The organism is Pantoea sp. BJ2 (genome assembly GCF_040255075.1).
GTDB lineage: Bacteria > Pseudomonadota > Gammaproteobacteria > Enterobacterales > Enterobacteriaceae > Pantoea > Pantoea leporis.
The window spans coordinates 336036-356083 of the sequence record NZ_CP158294.1 but is presented as its reverse complement, the minus strand read 5'-3'; the positions used below and the strand labels follow the sequence as shown (position 1 = coordinate 356083).

General features: G+C 42.2%; 22 protein-coding genes and 1 tRNA gene. 3 read left to right on the top strand and 20 right to left on the bottom strand.

All coding sequences use genetic code 11. The annotated features are described in order from the left end of the window. Window positions 1–77: 77 nt before the first annotated feature. From AAF463_RS24830 to AAF463_RS24775, 12 genes are all read right to left on the bottom strand, one after another. Window positions 78–2366 carry a glycosyl hydrolase family 18 protein gene (locus tag AAF463_RS24830; protein WP_350262574.1) on the bottom strand — a complete coding sequence of 763 codons (2289 nt, stop codon included), beginning with the start codon at window positions 2364–2366 and terminating at the stop codon, window positions 78–80. A gap of 1213 nt (window positions 2367–3579) precedes the next feature. Continuing rightward, a complete protein-coding gene (locus AAF463_RS24825; protein ID WP_350262573.1) occupies window positions 3580–4131 on the bottom strand; it encodes a hypothetical protein in 552 nt (183 codons plus the stop codon). 298 nt (window positions 4132–4429) lie between these two features. After that, window positions 4430–4873 carry a winged helix-turn-helix domain-containing protein gene (locus AAF463_RS24820; protein WP_350262572.1) on the bottom strand — a complete coding sequence of 148 codons (444 nt, stop codon included), beginning with the start codon at window positions 4871–4873 and terminating at the stop codon, window positions 4430–4432. A gap of 249 nt (window positions 4874–5122) precedes the next feature. Further along, window positions 5123–6601, bottom strand: a complete 1479-nt coding sequence (locus AAF463_RS24815) for a winged helix-turn-helix domain-containing protein (RefSeq protein ID WP_350262571.1) — start codon at window positions 6599–6601, stop codon at window positions 5123–5125. Window positions 6602–6851: 250 nt separating this feature from the next. Beyond that, window positions 6852–7355: a hypothetical protein gene (locus tag AAF463_RS24810; protein ID WP_350262570.1), complete on the bottom strand. Its 504-nt coding sequence runs from the start codon at window positions 7353–7355 to the stop codon at window positions 6852–6854. Continuing rightward, the gene (locus tag AAF463_RS24805; protein WP_350262569.1) at window positions 7352–7582 is read right to left on the bottom strand and encodes a hypothetical protein; all 231 of its coding nucleotides are present in this window, start codon (window positions 7580–7582) and stop codon (window positions 7352–7354) included. Before AAF463_RS24805 ends, AAF463_RS24810 begins: the two co-directional genes overlap by 4 nt. Further along, window positions 7579–8253, bottom strand: coding sequence for a hypothetical protein (locus tag AAF463_RS24800; protein WP_350262568.1), 675 nt, complete (start codon window positions 8251–8253; stop codon window positions 7579–7581). Before AAF463_RS24800 ends, AAF463_RS24805 begins: the two co-directional genes overlap by 4 nt. Then, window positions 8210–8773 (bottom strand): hypothetical protein, encoded by a 564-nt coding sequence (locus AAF463_RS24795; RefSeq protein WP_350262567.1) that lies wholly within the window; start codon window positions 8771–8773, stop codon window positions 8210–8212. Before AAF463_RS24795 ends, AAF463_RS24800 begins: the two co-directional genes overlap by 44 nt. Continuing rightward, window positions 8770–9510 (bottom strand): type III secretion system inner membrane ring lipoprotein SctJ, encoded by a 741-nt coding sequence (sctJ, locus tag AAF463_RS24790; RefSeq protein ID WP_350262566.1) that lies wholly within the window; start codon window positions 9508–9510, stop codon window positions 8770–8772. The genes AAF463_RS24795 and sctJ overlap by 4 nt, the downstream gene beginning before the upstream one ends. A gap of 1 nt (window position 9511) precedes the next feature. Further along, window positions 9512–9802: a type III secretion system inner rod subunit SctI gene (sctI, locus tag AAF463_RS24785; RefSeq protein WP_350262565.1), complete on the bottom strand. Its 291-nt coding sequence runs from the start codon at window positions 9800–9802 to the stop codon at window positions 9512–9514. 15 nt (window positions 9803–9817) lie between these two features. Then, window positions 9818–10081, bottom strand: coding sequence for a type III secretion system needle complex protein (locus tag AAF463_RS24780; RefSeq protein WP_350262564.1), 264 nt, complete (start codon window positions 10079–10081; stop codon window positions 9818–9820). Between the two features lie 3 nt (window positions 10082–10084). Then, window positions 10085–11275 carry a PrgH/EprH family type III secretion apparatus protein gene (locus AAF463_RS24775; RefSeq protein ID WP_350262563.1) on the bottom strand — a complete coding sequence of 397 codons (1191 nt, stop codon included), beginning with the start codon at window positions 11273–11275 and terminating at the stop codon, window positions 10085–10087. A 323-nt stretch (window positions 11276–11598) separates the two neighbouring features. Between AAF463_RS24775 and AAF463_RS24770 the strand changes: the two genes are divergently transcribed. Next, entirely contained in the window at window positions 11599–11979 is a 381-nt protein-coding gene (locus AAF463_RS24770; RefSeq protein WP_350262562.1) for a response regulator, read from the top strand. Window positions 11980–11981: 2 nt separating this feature from the next. Here the strand turns inward: AAF463_RS24770 and AAF463_RS24765 are convergent. Then, window positions 11982–12058: transfer RNA gene (locus AAF463_RS24765), tRNA-Arg, on the bottom strand. Between the two features lie 6 nt (window positions 12059–12064). Next, window positions 12065–12679, bottom strand: a complete 615-nt coding sequence (locus AAF463_RS24760; RefSeq protein ID WP_350262561.1) for a LuxR C-terminal-related transcriptional regulator — start codon at window positions 12677–12679, stop codon at window positions 12065–12067. Between the two features lie 1048 nt (window positions 12680–13727). On the opposite strand from AAF463_RS24760, the gene AAF463_RS24755 reads away from it, so the two are divergent. Both AAF463_RS24755 and AAF463_RS24750 read left to right on the top strand, forming a co-directional pair. Then, complete coding sequence (locus AAF463_RS24755) at window positions 13728–14507, top strand: winged helix-turn-helix domain-containing protein (protein ID WP_350262560.1); 780 nt, start codon at window positions 13728–13730, stop codon at window positions 14505–14507. Next, the gene (locus tag AAF463_RS24750) at window positions 14507–14980 is read left to right on the top strand and encodes a hypothetical protein (protein WP_350262559.1); all 474 of its coding nucleotides are present in this window, start codon (window positions 14507–14509) and stop codon (window positions 14978–14980) included. Before AAF463_RS24755 ends, AAF463_RS24750 begins: the two co-directional genes overlap by 1 nt. A gap of 672 nt (window positions 14981–15652) precedes the next feature. Here the strand turns inward: AAF463_RS24750 and AAF463_RS24745 are convergent. From AAF463_RS24745 to AAF463_RS24720, 6 genes are all read right to left on the bottom strand, one after another. Then, the gene (locus AAF463_RS24745; RefSeq protein ID WP_350262558.1) at window positions 15653–15955 is read right to left on the bottom strand and encodes a hypothetical protein; all 303 of its coding nucleotides are present in this window, start codon (window positions 15953–15955) and stop codon (window positions 15653–15655) included. Between the two features lie 42 nt (window positions 15956–15997). Further along, entirely contained in the window at window positions 15998–16495 is a 498-nt protein-coding gene (locus tag AAF463_RS24740; RefSeq protein WP_350262557.1) for a hypothetical protein, read from the bottom strand. A 255-nt stretch (window positions 16496–16750) separates the two neighbouring features. Continuing rightward, entirely contained in the window at window positions 16751–16960 is a 210-nt protein-coding gene (locus AAF463_RS24735) for a hypothetical protein (RefSeq protein ID WP_350262775.1), read from the bottom strand. 67 nt (window positions 16961–17027) lie between these two features. Then, window positions 17028–17273, bottom strand: a complete 246-nt coding sequence (locus AAF463_RS24730) for a hypothetical protein (RefSeq protein ID WP_350262556.1) — start codon at window positions 17271–17273, stop codon at window positions 17028–17030. A gap of 64 nt (window positions 17274–17337) precedes the next feature. Then, window positions 17338–17649 carry a hypothetical protein gene (locus AAF463_RS24725; RefSeq protein ID WP_350262555.1) on the bottom strand — a complete coding sequence of 104 codons (312 nt, stop codon included), beginning with the start codon at window positions 17647–17649 and terminating at the stop codon, window positions 17338–17340. Window positions 17650–18592: 943 nt separating this feature from the next. Further along, entirely contained in the window at window positions 18593–19573 is a 981-nt protein-coding gene (locus tag AAF463_RS24720) for a replication initiation protein (protein ID WP_350262554.1), read from the bottom strand. Window positions 19574–20048: the final 475 nt, after the last annotated feature.

Below are 20048 nucleotides of genomic sequence, written 5' to 3'. Positions count from 1 at the left end.
ACAAACAGACAACAATAGTGCAGTAATTAATAGTTTTCCGCGACATAAGCCTGAAGCTTATGTCGCGGGATAACGATTTAGTTCAGCTTAAGTAATTTAATCAGTTTCGCCACGCTCGAAGGATCACCATGCACGGTAGTTCCCTTTAGAACTAACGTCACTTTTTTCCCCAAAGATGAACTAACTAAACTTCTTATAGCGTCTGACACCGTGTATTCCTTCCAGAAAGTCGCACCAGCCTGAGGTCTGTTGGCTGTTGATGACACATGCGAAGCGATAGCTTCCCATACTTTACCAGAGTAATTAACCAAATCGCCAGTTTTATAGGCAATACCTTTTTGCCAGTTAGTAGGCTCCTCTGGCAAGTCGGCTGAATCCGTTGTGAACTCAATTAGGTTACTGGGTTCAGACTCTTTGTCCGGAGATCCATTTTTTTTATAGACTGCCTGCAGCCATGCCTGATACTTAGTTTCAGGTTTAAGGTTTATATACAATTTTTGAATGTAATCTGCTCGCGAACCAGTCGATATAGGATTGAGTTTATGAATTTTGCCAGAATTAAGGACCATTGCATAAGGTTGATACACCACGGTATAGCCTTCAGGCACAGAAGAGGGTTTATCAAACGAAACGGTCGCTGAATCCGCAGTGGCAGAAACAAATGTCAGATTTCTTGGAGGGTCAAATGTCACTGGCGGTGTAATGTCCTCACCCGTATCCCCTTCAAAATACATCTCGCTCATATCAACAACTTCATTTGTTATGGTATAGCCCAAGCCTTCACGTGCCGCATTCACGAGAACACCATTATCGTTGTCAATAGTCCAGGTAAATAGCCCACCCAGATTTTTCTCAAGAACATACTCACCCTTGGCCTTTACCGAGCGCGGCGTATCAAGCGACATGAACAGTTTATTCTCTGCGTTATAAAGAAAATCTGCGTTTGCAACGGTGTCGGTGTAAAGCTTGAAGCCGTTTTTGCTTCCCTTAGTGGTTTTCGGGTCTTCAAGGTCAAAATAATTGTAAATAAGATCGTACCATTCGGTCGTTCCTCTTTCGAACGTGCCCATTACATCCTGCGTTGCTGATTTTTCATATTCTGCCTCCAACGGCGAAACCTTTACGAGACTGTCAACTATTGCATTACGTGAATAGCCAGCATACCCAACAAAAATCATTGAACGGTCGATTTTTAGTTCATCAACCAGATAATCCACCGCGGTTTCCACGCTGGACACAGCTTGAGGTATATCACCACCAATCGGTGGGTAATCACGCCCGGTCGGCTTCAGTGCAGAATGATGTGTGACGTGATCGGCCCAGCCGGTACCGAAGAAATCGTATGTCATGACGTTCAAGCCGGTAACGCCAGCCTCAATTAACGCTGGAAGGTTAGATAACGCCATCACATCAGGCACGGCTGATATCGCGATACTGATTTTAAGATTTTTGTGTGGGGTGTCTTTAAGGGTCTCTTTAAGTTTTTTTATAAGCTTAACATAGTGTTCCCAATCATCTTCATCATAATTGTTCCCCGCACCTACCGCACCAGGATATTCCCAGTCAATATCAATTTCGGTGAACATCGGAAAGCGATTGAGATGCCATAAAATTGAATTTGCGAAATTTTCCCGACCCAACTCGCTTCTTGCAGCATGATAGAAGCCATCACTCATACTCCAGCCACCAATACTGAATGACAGCTCAAGGTCAGGGTTTATTTTTTTCATGTTAAACAAACCCTGAAAAAGTCCTCTCGTCTTACCTTCCATGTACCAGTCGCCCTTGTTAGGATCTTGAGTGGCTGGTGTTCCTCCCGGCCAAGCCGCGCCATCCGGTACATTGACGTTGTAACCTACTTCAGCATCAGAAAACTCGTCCAGGAAAGTAATCTTGCCTAGATCGTTTACCTGGTCAGGAGTTCCTCCCTTTACATGACTCCAGCCTAAATCAATTGATCCTTTTTTTTCACCCTGATCCCCTACGATACCCACGAATCCCAATATAATTTTGTCATATGCCAGCGGATTAATTTTCCCCAGATCAACACCGCGTCCCGCTTCGCTAAGCTCGACATCAAAAAGATCATTCCATTTCCAACTCTCAGGCTGATTAGGTTTTTCCGCATTAATAAGGCTTCTACGACCATCATACATTGCCCAATCAGTGTAATAGCCAAACACCTTGGGTTTAGTGGAATCTTTTTTGTAAGTGTTATAAACAGGCACAGTTACACGATGTGATGTATTACTGTAATAAATTTTATTCTTAGCACTCTTATCCGGCACTGAATTTATTTTCGCATCAAATTTTGTCAATTGATTGTTTTTTTCGGTATACAGGTCACTCTGAAGCAATTTGGCCATGGTAAATCCTCTCATGATTAGTTTTTACATACAGAAAGAAAAGGTGCATTGTTAAAAAAGTGAAAAAACGCCACCCAGGTTTTCATCAAAACCTGCGCATTATACTGAGACGTACGGAGAAATTACGCCAAAACAATACTGTGTTCCAGAGAGGAAGCGGACTATATTCCCTGGTCGATATCAGGTTTGTAAACAGACTTAATTCAATCCAGACTACACAAAAAAACAGTGGAAAACATCGCAAAATTCAGCATGATCATTTCAAAAAATAACAAGTGCATTTTGTCGAAGTATGAGCTAAGGAAAATTCGAAATGAAAATTTGCGCGCGGATATTTAACTAAACCAAATGACTAATTTAATAATGCGCTCCTTACTATTTTGGCCTCGAAAAATCACCACGACTAAACCCAACGCGTGCCACATGAATTTCACCACCACCATACATGAAAGCCGCATGCGTAAGACTTGCACAGAACGCAGCACGAAAAAGCCACAACATCATTTTTTTGTACCATCAAACTCTGTAGGCATTTAGCGCCGACAATGAATATGATGCCGGTGCGAATGACTCTGATCATCAAACCGGCTGATGCATACCCTGCCCACTCTCAACCGTGAGCCCAAAGTGTTATTAATTACACCCTCATCCCGCATGTGAAAGATTACGACGACACCTACAGCCATCATCTGACTGCGTGTACCATGCTGATGATATGCTGCAACCGGTAAATACAATTAGCGAATGCGTAAATCTTCAGATAGGGTCCCAAAAGATTGCCGTCGCATCTGGTGTATCATAATGACGGTTTGTTATGGCCGATATGCCTTAGGGCCGCAATCCGGTTTAACGTACTGTTCACTGTAGCAGTACGTGATTCCTTACGGATAGCGGACCTGTTGAACCAGATCTAAATTAAAACTTAAACCAAGCTTAGGCGCAGCTCGGCGGCGTGACATGCCGGGTCAACTGCTTATGATTTACGTTGCTGTAAAATGTGTTTTTGCCGTTTGCTTATGCAGATATCGGACTGGATATATTAATAAATGAATAAATGTGTTGATATGAGACGAAGACTGTCGTTTAGCTAATTTTAAAGACTAATTAAAACTACAGGATTAAGCAGCACGGTTTTCTGGAAGGGTACAATTGGACAAGAAAAAGGATGGGCAGCAGCGCCATTTGGACCAGCCCTGCTGTATTGCCCGTGATTTCATCTCAGAGTATCGGCACCTTGTGTTGACTGACGAGAGACCGTTATACATTCCTTGCTTACCGTTGATTGCTTTTTTAGCCCGGGTAGGCCCTGAAAAAAACGCACAATGACAGACAATGGATTCCATAAACGCGATGACGACCTTGTTCCTGTAAAGTCAAAGCGTCCGTCCTGAGTCGCTGCAGGTAATAACACTTCCGTATTTAAAACCAGCCCCCTATGCGGTATAGTCACAAGCAAATTTCCGGGGAGCTGATGACGTGTAAGGGTATTTCGAAACTGATATACAAGCTGGTGATAATTGTTGTCACGAATGCGCTGATGACATTCATGCCATACAAACTTAATAATTCTTCGTTTGCAACTTATGTTGTTCATCAGGCATTGCATCAGCCTTTTTTGAGACTCTGAAAGATATATGCTTTGCTGAGTACCATGGACATTAAGAACATTGATACGGCAGTCAAGTGTGAAAATACCGGGTAAGTGGCATTTTTCAGCATTCAGCATTTCACTTTCAACCATTTCAGGACTATTCATGTTAGTCATGTTTAATCATCATCCTCTACGGTATGTAATTAATAAAGTGACAACATATTATTTTGGACGCTCTGCATCCACAAGTGCCCGGAGTGTAAATTATGATGACAATTCTGCAACCCACTGATTATCATGAATTTTGATAATTCGCGATGAAAAATAATAACAAGATAATATGCTATAACGGTGTTTTAACAAATTTAAGTTGAAAAAAAGGGGGTTGCTTGCAACCCCCAAAGTACGACAGCGCAGGATATTATTATAGTTTCATCGCGTCCAGCGACGCTGAATGTTTTGAAATCAGGTTTCAGCGACCAATATTGACCATATACATCATAATACTTGTGACGATTGCAGGAATGATCAACGCTATCATCATGTAAAACCAAAACTGATTAATATACCCAAAGAGACTTTCAATATTAAGAATTCTTTTCCTTCTCACAAGTGTTTTATTAATGCTGTAACCCTGTCGGCGGGTTGTTCTTATGAGATGCTCGGACAGACAAAAAGTGCTGAGTGCTTTGCGCAGCAAATGAAAAGTTTGTCTGACAGATGCCTCTGTTACAAGAGCTCCCTGGTTAATCCAGACTTTTTCAATCATCTCTGTACGTGTGACAGGTTTCCCGTCTGAGCGAATAAGGATATCCAGACAACGCGTGGCACTCGCATTAAGGACGACCTTTTTGTTCCCCTCATACAGCAAGCTGTTTTCGGGATCGAAAACTACCCTATCTTCCAGAAGATACATATTTGTCTACCATATTGTAAGATATCAGCCAACTTTTTGCAGTTTAGTATGACTTATAGCAACACTCGCTAAAAAAAAGGTCTTAAATTATGATGGTGAATTTTCAATAAGAACTTATGAATGTGTAATATACAGATGTTTATCATTCATAAAATCTTGAAGTGGATCCTAAAAACTAATCAATATATTATTGCTTTTAAATTACAAACTGTCTGATGCAGAATTTTTAATTACATCTTCTGCAAAGAATCATTTAATTACGCTTTCCCCGACTTTTTTCAATCCAGTGAGAACTAACGGTTTGTGTTTCCTTCTTGATAGATAAAAATCATAAACCTGCCTGACAAAGAGGCAATCGTCTTTATAGCGCTTGATTTCATCAATGCATTGTTGAGCCATTATCCCATTATCATTTTCAAGATATAGCACCACCATTATACCCCTGAGTATGACGTCACATGCCTTATCATTACCAATTATCGCGCGTGAGGCTGAGACTGCCTGCTTAAAACCTACTGTCAGATAAGTAATGACAACATAAAGTATTTTTGCCGCCATAAATTCCCCATTCAGTGCCATGGCCATCGAAATCAGGCGCATTGCTCTTTCCAGGTCATTTTCCCGTGTCAAGTAGCAGGCATAATAGTAATAAACTTCTGCTGAAAGCGGAGAAAGCACCATCGCAAGATGAAATTCATTTTCCACGTTCTCAGCCAGCTCAGAGTTAAGCATGAGCGACCGCAGAGACAACGCCAGCATATGACGGGGTTCCGTTTCAAGGGCTCTGTCAAGTATGTTAAGAATGACTTTTATTGCACTGCTCTCTTCCATTGCATTCAGAAATGAAAGGGACAGGAAAGATCCGGCGAGAACACATAACATATCTGGATCGTAATCCATGATATCCGTTGGGAAAACGTGTCCTTCTTTCGACAGTACCGCCGGTGTTCTGCTTTTAGATGAATAGAAGTAATAACATGAGCGGGTATCAGCGATATTCTTTATATATTTTTTATCTGCATTGATATAAGCTCGTTTAAGCAATCCATCAACGGCTTCTGTACAGTTAATCAGATCGATTGCCACATCGCCGCTCAGCGTCACACTGCTTCGCTCAATTACTCTCAATGAATGACTTCCGGTCAACTCAATCTTTGCGATACGCTCCTTGCCAGCGACCACCTCCATTCCCGTTAAAAAATACGCGACTCCATTCATCTTAAGTTCTTCACAACAAGTTTTAAGATCCATGTTGTTAACTGTCATAGCTGCAGGTGTGAAGGTAAAACCGTACTTGTCGAAACGACTGCTTACACCAGATAAATAATCAAATAAGACTCTCGAGAATTTTCTCTCTTCCAGACTAAAAGGAAGCATTGCGACAAGTGAACTTCTGCCTTCTGTTGGTTCTTCTATATTCTTGCGCGATACGGATGACGTGAAACGGTACCCTTTACCATAAATGGTATCGATAAATTTTTTGGCCGAGGTTTCTCCCAGTGCTTTTCTGATCATATAAACGCATCGCGTCAGTGATTCATCACTAACTGCACAAGAATTGTTCCAGACTTCACTGATCAGCTTTTCTTTACTGATGAGCTTACCCTGATTTTTTACCAAAATACTCAACACAGAGAATTCTTTTGGTGGCAGATTAACAATATTACCATTACGAAAAAGACCATCCTTTTCGTTTAAAATAAAATCACCGAATATGTAACAGTTCATCTTTTCCCCCGTAACCTACCTGCAGGTGATTAAGAATAAATTAAAAATTTAAAACTTAATTTCAGTTCAGGGTTTAATTATATATCACGGGATTTAGAAATCGGGATAGCTCACATCTTGAAAATAAAACAATGAGAGAGGGTTTAAGAAAAAATAACAATAACACTAATGAAAAGGTAAGACTCAACTAAGTGAATGCAGCACCCGTTTCAAGGTTGTTATTTTCGAGACAAATTAACAGCAGGCGTCGTTAAAACTCCTGCAAAGCATTGCAGTGCATATACCCTTCCGAAGACTGAAGCCACGCCAGCTCGTCAAAAACCTGCGTTTTTTTACGCTCATCACCAATGGCTGCCAGTTTCGAACACACTCGCTTATGTTCGATCAGATCGCGTAAACGTGTATTGAGCATTTCCCAGAACTGGTTTTTTTGCGCTTTACTCAGCGTCGAAAGTGATTCACTTAGCAGCGCTCTGTGGCGGGTTTCCGTTTGCGGACCAGGACGAACAATGGCTTCGTACCAGGTATCTGTGCCCGCAATGGCAAAATGATCTACGGTCCTGGCTTCATTTCTCTCTTTTAAGCAAGCCTGCATTGCCCTGTAATGCACTTCAGGCAACATGGCAGCTTCTTCTTTTATTGATGCAGACCGGCAAAAGTTACTCTCTCCGGTCTCCGGGCTTTGCCCCGGGGTGGCACATCCCGCAAGAAGAAAAACAGGCACCATAATGAATATGCATTTAATCAGGTTCACCAGTTGTCCTCGATTTCATTTTCACCCATTAATATTTTATATGCCCATTGTTTCATCATGGCATCGATAATCACTTTACCGGGGTCATAGCCGGCTTCTTCATCACCTTCTTCAGTGAGTAATAGCGATTCCGCCGCTTTACGATAGGCATTATCCATACCCTCATGAGAGGCAGGTTTTCCTTCTGACATGACATGTGAATACTGTAGTTCATGTGTAATATTCATTCTGATTTTTCCATTGCTGAATAGAGTCGCGACCGAAGATTTTCTGCAAGCCCCCTGCTCATCGAATCGAACAGGCTGTTGTACTCGCCTTTACAGTTCAAAAGCTCTTCGCTGATAAGTGAGGACAGTCTGTCCGGACTGAAGCGAAGTGAAAACTCTCCTGAACGAAATGCGTACCCATCATCCGGAGAGGTCACAACACTCACGTCTATACTTCTGTCGCTAAAGTAACGTTCGAAAAAAGGCAGCAGTTTCTGCCTGGATGGATTAAGGCTTATCTCTACTTTCCCGATTTTTTCCACAGAACACTGCTGAAACCATTCCGACAGAAAAGGCTCGATAACTTCGGGCGCGTGAAGAATTGTCTCGAGCTTGACCATTGCCTTTTTTTGCAGGCTCTCAGTGAGTGCTCGGGATTTAACATCCAGATGGGTCAAAAAATCACATAAGGCATCCATATGCATCAGTATGCCATCTTCATAACCTTCCATTCTGGCCGTGTTACGGATAGCCTGGGCTTCCCGCTCCGCCTGCTGAATGATTTTTAAAGCATTACGTTTAGCACTTTCTTCGAGCGATCTTGCACGTGCCCGTCGCTGCAGATAGTCCCGGGTCAGCAGTACGCCATCAATGGCCTGCAGCCTGGGTGTGTTTTCGATAATTTCTGACATGTTGTATGGCCAGCCTGAGTAACAGCAAATCGGGAAGCAACACCGATTCAAAGGTGATGGTTCCCGGTTGAAAGAGATAAGGCACACGTTGTGCCAGAACGGGGGGGAAATGTTTGCACAGGTTCAGACCTACTGCCCGACTGAGTACACTCATATCCCCCGTGCGCCCCACGCCCGTTTTGCACATGACCGGATACCGAAGGTTGCTGTTCATAAAGTCTTGTTCCACAGGTTCCAGTGAAACGGAAGACCCGGACCGGCATAGTTCTCCGCGGTATAGATATGCTGCGATGCAGCGCGCAGCCTCCGGAAGATAATGCCAGTTTTCACAGGCGTAATAACTTCGGGCATCATTCATCACGTCATCAGTAATTGGCAAAAAAGCATATTGCTGATTGATAGCCTTATTCAATATGCTCCTGACCACACCTGTTTCATGGATAGCTTTTTCACCCGTATAGGCAATATGCATCCATGACAGGGGGTCATAGCTGATTTGCTCAGCGGTGGAGAGCATCATATCTGGCTACCCTCTTGAGAATCAGAGCGTTTTTTTCTGCTTATCCTGTACCCGGCAAAAGCTAAGCCCACTATCAGAAGTGAAGAGGCGATGACAAGAAAAAACATCTCTGTATTAAAGCCAGCATGTTCCCGTTCAGTTCTTGCATAGAAGGCCTGTTCAGGTGCGCGCGCAAGTACTACCGATATTTTTTCGTAATCCACATGACTGAAGCTGTTAACAAGAATACGTTTAGCATCAGCAATAAGGCTTGCCCCATCGGCCTGCTGGGCTGCTACGCGAATCAGGGCAGAAATATGGACAGGATGGCCTCCTTTCTGGGCATCAACATTATTCATGTCATAGCTGACATGGACACGTGAGGCAACCACACCATCCATAAGATTCAGTGTCTGTTCAAGCCTCTGTTCAATGGCAGAATAGATCCTCGCAACTTCAGCCCGGGGAGATGAAATCAGCGAGTCGGACGGGAACATTTCAGCAACATCTACACGAGCACGCGAAGGTAAACCGTAAGTCGTCATAAGATCGACAGCCGTAGCAAAATCGGTTTTTTCAACCGATATCACATAGCCCGTCTTACCTGTATCCTTTTTAGTGGTGCGGATGTTATTCTTTTCAAGCAACGCAACAACTTCATTAGCCTGGGTCTGATTAAGGTCTTTGAGTAGTGATTCCTCTTTGCATCCCACAAGTAACAATGACAGAATCACAGTAATGACACTGAACAGCTTCATATTATGCTCGCAGCACCGTGTCAATCGCCGTCACTGCTTTACGCGTCAGCGCCGCATACAGGGACATGGTGATATTGTATTCAGATACCCTCGTCTGGAATAAAAATAGATCTTCCGGTGAGCCGGTGTTAGCGGGGTCCTGCACGCGGTATAACTCGTTTGCTTTGGCAACATATTGCGTTTCACTGGCCTGACTCAGCGCTGAAACCAATCTGTCTTCAAGATTAAGGGCGGATACCTCAGGCTGGCTTTCGCTCATGCCTGTTGCAAAATCCGGCATCTGAATTTGCATAATAAATCCTTAATATTAGCGGAAGTTAGATATAATCGCCGACGAAACATCTTTATACGCTTTTACTGCGCCGGACTGCGCATTACGATAGAGCGTATAATCAGAAAAAAGCGATTGATATTCAGATAAGAGCTTCGGATCTGATGGGTTCTTGGCTAATGCTTCTAATGCCGCGGTAAGTTGTGTATTAAGATCTGCTACACCCGCATCAAACTTCGCGGAAGCTTGATATAAAAAGAGATGGCTAGCTGATGCTAATTTATCGAATGATTCGCTCATGGGTTACCTGTTAATTGGAGATGGAAAATACCAGTGGCCTGATGTTATCTTTACGTAGCCGTCTGAGCCGTATTGAAAAGATTTCCCTTTCAGCCAGTCATTCTCAAGTTCGACGTAGTAAAAAACATACATGCCCTGCCACTGCTCATTGAACTGAAGAACTTCACCTTTTAGTTCATTCAACTCATTGTCCTGTAACGTACCTTTAATGCGGAACATGACTGAATCATTATTGACCGATTTAACATACGTGATTGATTTTTTCTTCAGACCGTCCTCAGCAAGATCAGAAACAACAATGTCGCTGATTTTCTTGAAATTGACCTTCTTAGCATAAGGCATCACATTTAATAGCTCCGTCCTCACATTTTCGATTAAGGCATCACCTACAGAACTATTCCGTTCGAGACTTAAGATAATTTCTGGTGAATCAATGTTATCCAGATTGACACGATGAAATTTAAGCAGAGGCCATTCAGATTTTAATTTTTCGGCGATGCGTTTTGTCTCAGCGTTTTTGAGCAGGATACTCACTTTATAATCTGGTTTGCTTCTTTGCAGTGCCCGGTCAGCCCAGACGTAGTCAGAAAAATTCTGTGCCACAACATACAAACGGTTGTTCGTTCCGCGAACTATGTCATATTGCGCCTGTTTACCGCTGATGATGTTACCCAGACTCGATTGTTCCCGCGCTTCGATGCCTTGCAGCCACCACAGCAAGCCTGCAACACAAAGCAGCAAAAACACTCCGGCAATGCAGAGCAGATTTTTTTTCTCCCGTAATGGATGAGCATTTCTCTTTTCTGCAGGCACCGTTGTGGGCACACTGAAAGACTGCACTTCATCAGACCAGATGTCTTCTGAGCTCGCCTTAGCAGCAAAAAAGACCTGACTGTGGCTGGCTATGGTCTGCAGCGGGATTTCGCGTTCACCCGTATCAGTTATCAGCATCAAGGTGCCACATTCGTTTTTTCTTAAATGAAATCTCGCATGCAGCTTCTCATCTGGTACCAGGATACTGGTATCAGAAAGGAGTAATGACTCGTCCTGCTCAAGTTCTTTCGCAGGAGCAACGACAAAGTGTAAGCCTTCAGCCCCTACTTCGTACTGACAGTCTCTTAACTGGGTATTGAGCAGACGGATTACCAAGGCCCCACAGGTGCCCTCTATCTCTGCATTTTCGGTAATGCTCATTCTAAGATCATATGTTGAAGTTCAGATGGAGCGGGATGTTACGCAAATTTCGCGCGTCGATCATGACGAGAAAATAATCACGACCGATTTTCTGATTAAGAACAAAATTTTCGATACAAAACCTGTTTATAACAATTATATAAGTAACGATCGCTGCCACTTATTTTAGCGAAAATCATTAATGAGATGAGTAAGGTGAAGTCGTAATAAGTTTAAGTAAGCCATTATAAACAAAGAACAAAATATAAAATATCCATTGTCTATCTCTTCAAAGTAAGACAAAATATTTATCCATATTTAACCTGTTATAATATGAGAATGATATGAAAGGTATTTATTGCGACGCGCCAAACGGAAAAGTATATCTGGACGCAAAAAACTCAGTGCTCATTATAGCTGGGAAGAAAAAAATCTGCCTTAGCGCGACGCAGACGCGCTTTTTTACGGCTCTAGCAAATGGATTCACATCAAAAAAAGAAATTATTAAGTTTGTTTGGGTAAACTCGCCAGGCATCAATGCGGAAAACAATTACCACCAGTTAGTGTTTCAGGTCAGGAGAGAACTCAAAAGAACAGGTCTACCACCTGAACTACTACAGACTATCCCAAGGCATGGGTTGAAGATAAATCCTGATGCATTGGGGCGGTCACGCCCAGGCTTCTCTCATTTTGTGAAAAAGCTATTCAAAAAAAGCATACAGTAAAATGGCACACCGTACAGGACTCGAACCTGTAACCAATTGCTTAGAAGGCAACTACTCTATCCGATTGAGCTAACGGTGCAAATTTTTATACTCGCGAGGACTCGTTTATTAAAAGTGTAAGCCGGTAAAAATCAAAGTGATTTCTCAGACGTAATTTTTTAAATATATGACGCTTATGTGTACTAACTGTTTTCTTTGTAAGGTTACACATTTTACCTGCATATATCTGGCTCATCCCAGCCCCAAGTTTCAGTGCAACATTTATTTGTGCAGGGCTAAGTCCAAATTCAGGCAGATTGCACAATGCGCCTGAAGACGTTGAGGCAGTACATTCCCTTAGATTAACAAGATTCAGCATTAATGCTTCAGGAGTACAATCCGATTTGAGCACCACGAGATTTCTTAAGACATCAGACATCGCTTTGAAAACTTCTTCCATTTCATCAACGAGAATAATCTGCCCTGATGTCTTTTTTACTCGATTAGCTTTAATGAGGCTACGGTACATCAGCCGCACATCGGTGTATCTGTGAAAATAATGAATGAAAATGACAGAGTTCCTTGCTGTTTTTTCTTTACTGCCCCACTCCAGCCAGTCTTTATGAGACATAACCTGACTTCCCTTTTCAAGAATGCCGATTATTTTAGTTAAACCATAAGATAGCAGCGCATCATCAGAATTAATGATGTATTTTCTCATACTCACAACCTCTGAATTTAATAATACGCGTCAAATTATATGCAATAAATCCTACAGATAAATAGCCCAATGAAAAAAATAATGAATTGATAAAATCACGCTAAAATAAACCAAATTAAACAACCTGCAGTTTCTTGATGGGCGACTTATCAAAAATTAATAATGATAGAAATCCGCTAAAATTAACTGATTAAGCCTACAACCCCCTCTGAGCACAGGAGATCCCTTTAGCAGAAATTTTCTGAATGTGAAAATGAACACATCAAAAATGCACAGCATGCTTTTTTTAACAAGTTGACAAGCAATTTATAGCTTGCTTTACGCCGTGCAGTATTCCGAAATTAATGTATTCTCATTTAAAAATTAACATCAAAACTAAGGCGCATGGTTTAACCTCATCAGCCAAAAGGCCCCTGCAGCCATCGATGTTGTGCATCAGGGCTGGTAACGCATTGGGGTGCCAACGCTTAATCATTTTGAACAAATGCAAGGTGAGGTATTCGCCCTTTTGGATTCAGTTAGTTAGTGTATCTGCAGGCCTATATGCAGGATGTTATATTTGACACAAGGCGCCAGTAAATTAAGTATTAGGATTACAACAAATGTAATATTTTGTTTTATCTCTGATTTTCTTTCTGTAAACTCCCCCCCTCTTTCCCTTAAGAAAGGTAGTGGTATATGAAGGTATGTAAAAGCCACAACTGCATCAGGCTTCTTTCTATACGGCTAATGATGATTTAAAGGAGTATTGCGTGTATTAAGCCAAAAATGACTTTTAAGAAATATCAGAAACGATTGAAAACAAACATCACAAGCTATCAGGGGCTTAGTCCCCAAAGCGCAACGTTGACGCGTGAAAAAAAATGCCCATGTGAACATTATTAACGTTATACACAACGTTAATAACGCCCCCCCCCACGGGGTTTACACCTGATACCCACATGCTGGAGGGCGCGCAATATCAACTTTAACAACTTAACCAGATTTTTCGCTTCACTGAATGTAGTGCGCATCAAATCATTAAGAAACCATAAAGGAGCTTATAACAATGTCATCTGATGTGAAGCCTGACAGCATACTGACATTTGACCTGGAAGAAGGCGTTCTCTCTTCGGGTGAGAATGAGGTTAGACTCAACAGACAAGGCATTAGATGTTTTGAGTTACTGACAAAGCACCCCGATGTAGTCATTTCTAAAGATGAGTTTATCGAACAATGCTGGAAGAAGTATGGTTATCTGGTAACAGATAACTCTGTACGCCAGACATTTTTTCAGTTACGAAGGGCATTAGATGAAATTGGTGCTCCTCCTGATACGCTGATAACCATTCCTAAGAAAGGCTATAAACTCTCTCCTGATGTTTCATTTGTCATTTTGAATGCAGATGCCAGATCTGGCACGGAGGATCAGGCCCAAAACAAAATTCAGGAACAGCAGGATCAATCCGTTGACCCACTCCCTGTCGCTGTTCCCGCCATCCGCTCTCGAACTAACTTTTGGTGGGTAGTACTTGGCGTCATTATGAGCTTCAGCAGTGGTTTATTCCTCCGCTATGAGTTTATGATTACACCCGTCACTTATGCAAAGTACGCATCTCGCGGAGAGATTTCCTATTATTTCCAGAATGAATACAGAGGCAGCAAAGCAGAGGCGGTTAACAGAGTCGAAAAGTGGCTTGCGAATGCTGTTCTTAGCCAGAAACCCGTCAGAGAAGTATACGTTAATATCAGCCAGGACCATAATTTATCACTTTTTTTATGCACTTCGCAAATCGATGCTCCTGATGCCCGCTGCATCACGATGAATGTTTTGGGGAAAAACAAATAATGAAAAGAATCATTTCATTACTCATTGCCTTCACTTTTTTTGGAGGGTGGTACACATTTCCTTATATCCTGAATCTGATGGCTTACAGTTGTGTAGAACAAAGCATTGTTGTTTATGATGAACCTGATCAGACAGTTATTACTGATGCACGATGGCTCACATCTGATGGAAGAAAGCACATCAGTTATTCATCCACTATTTACCGTTTCATTGATGGAAAATTGACAGACAGAGTTAACTCAGAAAGAACATTCGAATTTGGATTCACTTATATGCCTTCATTCACAGAGGTAAATACTCTCGATGCGTTTCGTATATCCGGTCCTGAAACCAGTGCAGTATGGCCAGGCGCTTATATTGATCCAGCAGCAGAAAAAAATTTCAGCGCAGGGGTGTATCTCTTCAGCACGGGACAGTCTATTTTGACGGGTCTCAAAGACCGCCCAAGAGGAATCTGTTACAGATCACTTTGATCTGCTCAGGTGAATAGGCTTATTAGCGCAATAATGGGTAATTTTAGCGTTTGACTATATACATATATCCTGACGCCAGACACTCATAAAAGGGCTGTATTCAACGGTAAATCAGATGGTTAGATACATTGATGGTGAATTAAAAGTTACTTTTGCACTATCAATTTTCATAATCTCCCTGTGATTTGAAAATATTTTATTGCCTAATTTCCATTACAGGGAAAAAGAACACAGAGAATGACACAGTTCAGGGGCTTACTGCAAAGCAGTAAGCCCCTGACGTGACTGGAAATTTATGATATATCCGAAAATCTGGTAGTATACACAGAAACGGCCATACAGGCTTCTCTTTGCTCATATCCACTCTTCTTACTTTGCTGCAATCATTGGTGGTCATATTCGCGTAAAAGAACACAGGCTGAACGGGGAAATCTTAGCTTTCAACCTGATTATTTGCTTCATCCTAGGTACGGAGCCCCATAATGTGAATGTAGGTCGCTGATCCTTTTTTGTCAGCCATGAGAGACCAATTAAGAGGTTATCGTTGCCATCAGTCGCATTTGCATCACCGTTGTTACCCGGTCGGTTTTGGTAATGGATGTATCCAAGGCGGGATTTGTAATTCTCCCAGTCTGCAGAATTAACCAGCCGCTGGTGCAGATACATCAGCGTTCAGATAACCCAGTCTTGATCGGCGGAGGATTTCAGGTCAGACCAGTAGTGAACCCATTGTACATAAAATGCCATTCGCTCCCCGTTCATTCCATAGGTATCCGGGTTAGCCCATAAATTTTTATATACGGACTCAACCGGGTCGGGTTCAGACTGGCCTGCAACGATAATAATGAATGCTTTTTTATAACTTACGCGATTATCTTCCTGATTGTATTCGTATTTTCTGAAAAGCGTCCGGTCTTTTTGAAGTGGGAAGAGTCGATTTGAAACTTCGCTTGAGCGAGTGCCATACACTTTCAAACGAGTGACCTGCAGATTATGTCCCAGTTCGTGACTTTCTCCTCAGCCTCTTGGTCTAAGCCCCCATGTCTGATCGTAAAAATTACCACCGCATGCCGAGCCGCATTGCGCATAAGTATCAATGTTGATGTGCTGCGTATCAGGTGCTTTATGCAGCATTTGATTTTCACAATCCCAATCAAACGTCTTACAGGCTTCAGCAATTGAATTTGCCATTGACTCACCATGCATAACGAAACCGGCGAGTCTGTAAGCATCCCCTACAAACAGGTCGCTGATTTCTGTTGCATAGCGTTTAACATCTCTATCATAGCGATTATCAATGGCATCGCGAGTTTTATCTGCCTGCGCGTGGATCTCAACCGTTCCGATTCGCATATCCAGCCAGTCAAATTTGTTCGCTTCGTGTGCAGTTTTGAAGTCCGTAATTTGTTTATCGGTATCAGTCTTTTCAAAGATATTAAGGAAGGGTTGGCTTGCCACACCTTTTACCTTCAGTTCAACCTTATCCCCAGGTGTCGCATCACTATATACAAGCATCAGTGATCCTCCATAAGGTGATACGAGCTGTATAGGATCATTTTTCAGGCTGATTACAGGACTTTGGAGAAAACGAGGACGCTCCTACTGGTCTGGATTCCACAGTCTGGTTGTATCGGTACGCTGGGTATTATATTTAATTCGCAGTTTTTGAATCCCCTTCCCCCTGGCGCTGATTTGAATGGCCTTACCTGGCGCAGCCATTCTTCCGATGGATGTGTATCAGGCAGACGCCGGAAGCGTGATGGTTAAAGTTTATTCAGCCTCAGATACAGGCATGGTGAACTGTCTTGAACCAGCATAAGTATCCAAATCCTTTTGTGGCAGTCGATTTGTTCGCACATAATCTAAGATGGCATCGGCTACCATAGCTTCCTGGATTCTGGCTGGGTCTTTAATCTTGTCCATAGGGTATTGTATAGTCTGGCGTGCTGCATCTGCCCATAGATGCCAGAGACGTAATATTGTTGCTGCTCATTGAAGATGTTGATGCTCACGGCATTTTAACTGTCGATAATGAGTTTTATATCATTCACTCCATTAATAAAATCTTTAAGCCCAGGCACGCTGCTGCAGATGTCTTTATCTGCTCGCAGCCATTCGCATGTAGGAAAAAGATGGGTGATCCTTTTTGCATGCGTAACTTTATTTCTGCGGTCAAATCTGGCGTCATGCTGAGTCTGCTCCTAACAACCAGAAGCTGAACCCGGCTGGCACAACTGTCATCTTCGATAGCGTCACAATTTGCTTCTACCGGACTAAAATTGAGTCCTTTCAAATGTTCGATAATCGTTGTGTTATCAACATCTACCAGACTGACTTTTAAAAGCCTCGTAACGTGGTCAACGGATTTCCAGTGATAAGAATTGTATTACCTGTTTAAAAAGAGGCTTGTGTGCAATATTTGTAGTGGCCAGCTGATGAAATATGGTATCTCCGTAAGCAACTGCCCGGCCATTACCCCCAAAACTTATACCAGCCACTGGACGTGATTCATCGCCAACAAGAAATGCGGAGAACGTTTCGGGATTCGCTGGATAAATCCACTGACTGGATTTACTTGGTGTAAAAGACAGGTCGACATTTTCGAACATTTTAATGAACAAGGCTGTCCGCGGTTCAACTAAAAGATTGACCTGTTTTTGTAAATTCAAGGCTGCTTTTTATTACCGGTAGTTCTGTATCACCGGCGGGGCTACAGGCCTGAGCAAAGAGAACGCCGCTCAGCGCGAAGCTGATTAGACGAAATTTCACTAAAATACCCTGGAAATTTTCATATATTTACTGAAGATGTAACTTCCCCCCAGATAGCACATATAACCGTATTTTAGCTGGATGCATTTATAGCGCAACTGGTGCGTAATTTATCGTACAGAAGTTATATCTTCAAAAGAAAATGAAGGAATGTGTATATTTTAGTGATTGAATTAAAAAAACCAACATCAAGGTCATTAAAAATGAGGATCTCTCAATTTGTTAATTCTTCTTTGGGAGGCCTGATTGTTAATCGCACAGTATTAAATATAAATTACCCAATGCTTAATAGTGCTGTTATTTTTTAATTACTCAGTGAGCGAGGAGGTTATCATGTTAATTTCTCATTCTTACATGCTGCTACAATACATACCTTCAATGTTTTGGCCATTAGTGAATTTCATGCATAATTTTTCATACCCTTTCACTCATGCAGCAAGAGGGAGAATCTTCTCTTTTCTTACCCCTCATTATCCAAAAGTCTGTGGTAGCATATCCCTAAACAGGCACGCGATTTAAGAGGTGAAACCCCATAATAAGCTTAAAAAAGAAATGAGCCTTTATAACATGAATCGCGGAAGTGGCTTTTTTCGTAGGGATTCATTGAAAAAATTGCTCAGAAAGCCGCCATTAATGCACTTTCCATTCCATCGTCAGCTCTGATCATACCGTATATCTTAACTCTGCATTTCCTGCTGTCCTGCCAAAATGGACACCAATCTCAGAAGATCGTGATTTTTTGGATAAGGATCTTTTACAAGCGATCATGACACCGGGAATGTACGTGTATTAACAGGATAACCTCATGCAGCCAACATAAAAACTCTCCACTTGTGGGCATGATCACGCACGGTTCAGTCTGCTTTCAATCTCAGCATTAACGCGCTTCAACGCATTTTTATCACCGGTAATCTGATACCAGCCGGCAAGCTTACGGATATCGGTCATGGGAACTTTTTCATCCTCGTCATAACGAGCAAGTTCCTCTATATAACTTTCCATGATGTGAATACATTTTCGAGCCCATTCTCCCTCGAGCGCAGAGCCGGTAACTGCAGCTGGGCGACGAGGAAGCCTTGGTCGTAACGGACGACTATGCTGCGGAGAAGCTTCATCAACGTAGGCAAATTTTATAGCTACTACCGTTCTCCCCTTTTTAATGGGTTCCCACACAAGGGATATATCAGTATTGGCATTGATTCTGTCGACAGTAGGCTCAAGCAGCTTTTGCCTGAAATCACGATAATCTTCATATTTCCCCATCAAACCCGCTTTTTCACGCATCCAGGCCAGCTCAAGAGTAACTTCGACCGCTTTTGAACATTTTCGTCCATAAAGATTTTTTGCCTTGATGAGCCAGCTATACAATCTTACTGAGAATGGTGAATCCAATTTAGCTATGTTTGTGAAGTTAAGTTTCGTAAAAGATTCTTTTAATTCATACAGATAAGGCGCAACATCCTGACCAAAACGCAGCACGACGGCGCTATGTTCATCCTGACTGACATATTCAAGCCTGGAAAACCATGAAAGCTGAACTGTTCGCAATTTACCTGTTTTACGGTCAGGCTGGTAAATCGTGACTGGTTTTTTCATCAGGCTCTCAGCAGCCTCACGCAGCTGCCGATGGCTGCTGGTAGGATTAAGGCCGTAAATACGCTGATAGTCTTGCGGGAAAAGGCGATATAATGTTTCTGGCTGCGATTTTCTGCTGTCAATCTGAGCAAGAGCCAGATTGAGCAACCTCATTTCGTCCAGCGTTACACTGTATGCACCTTCGAGAAGATCATTCCCTTGAACAACCGTTAATTTGTTCAGTTCCATAGCCTTAGATCCATTTGTGGATTTCACGCTGAGTATTCCACATAAAAATTATGATCGTAAAGAAAAAAAACAGCAAATTTAATCATTATAAATCAATGCATTACAAAGGATCCTTTTTATGGGCGACATGAAATTTATCCACATATGGCAAACGATCGCCCTGGATCGTTACAAGATCTCCTCAACGTGGCGCTAAAATTTGTCCAGAAATCAACCGAACTGATTTAGAGACGATGAATCCAGGAACAGAAAAATTATCCACGTTAGTCAGATCAATTCAAAACGTCCCTCATGCCAACACGTCTAACCTCACAGAAAATTTCTCCACATATAGTCTGATCTACATAAAATTTTTCCACATAACCTCAATAGAGCCCTAATTCCCCGCCCCTCAGTAATTACAGAAAACTTCTCCACATAAGCTTTTTGTAGGATCAGAAAAATTCTCCACGTAAAAAACGGCTCCCTCAGGACT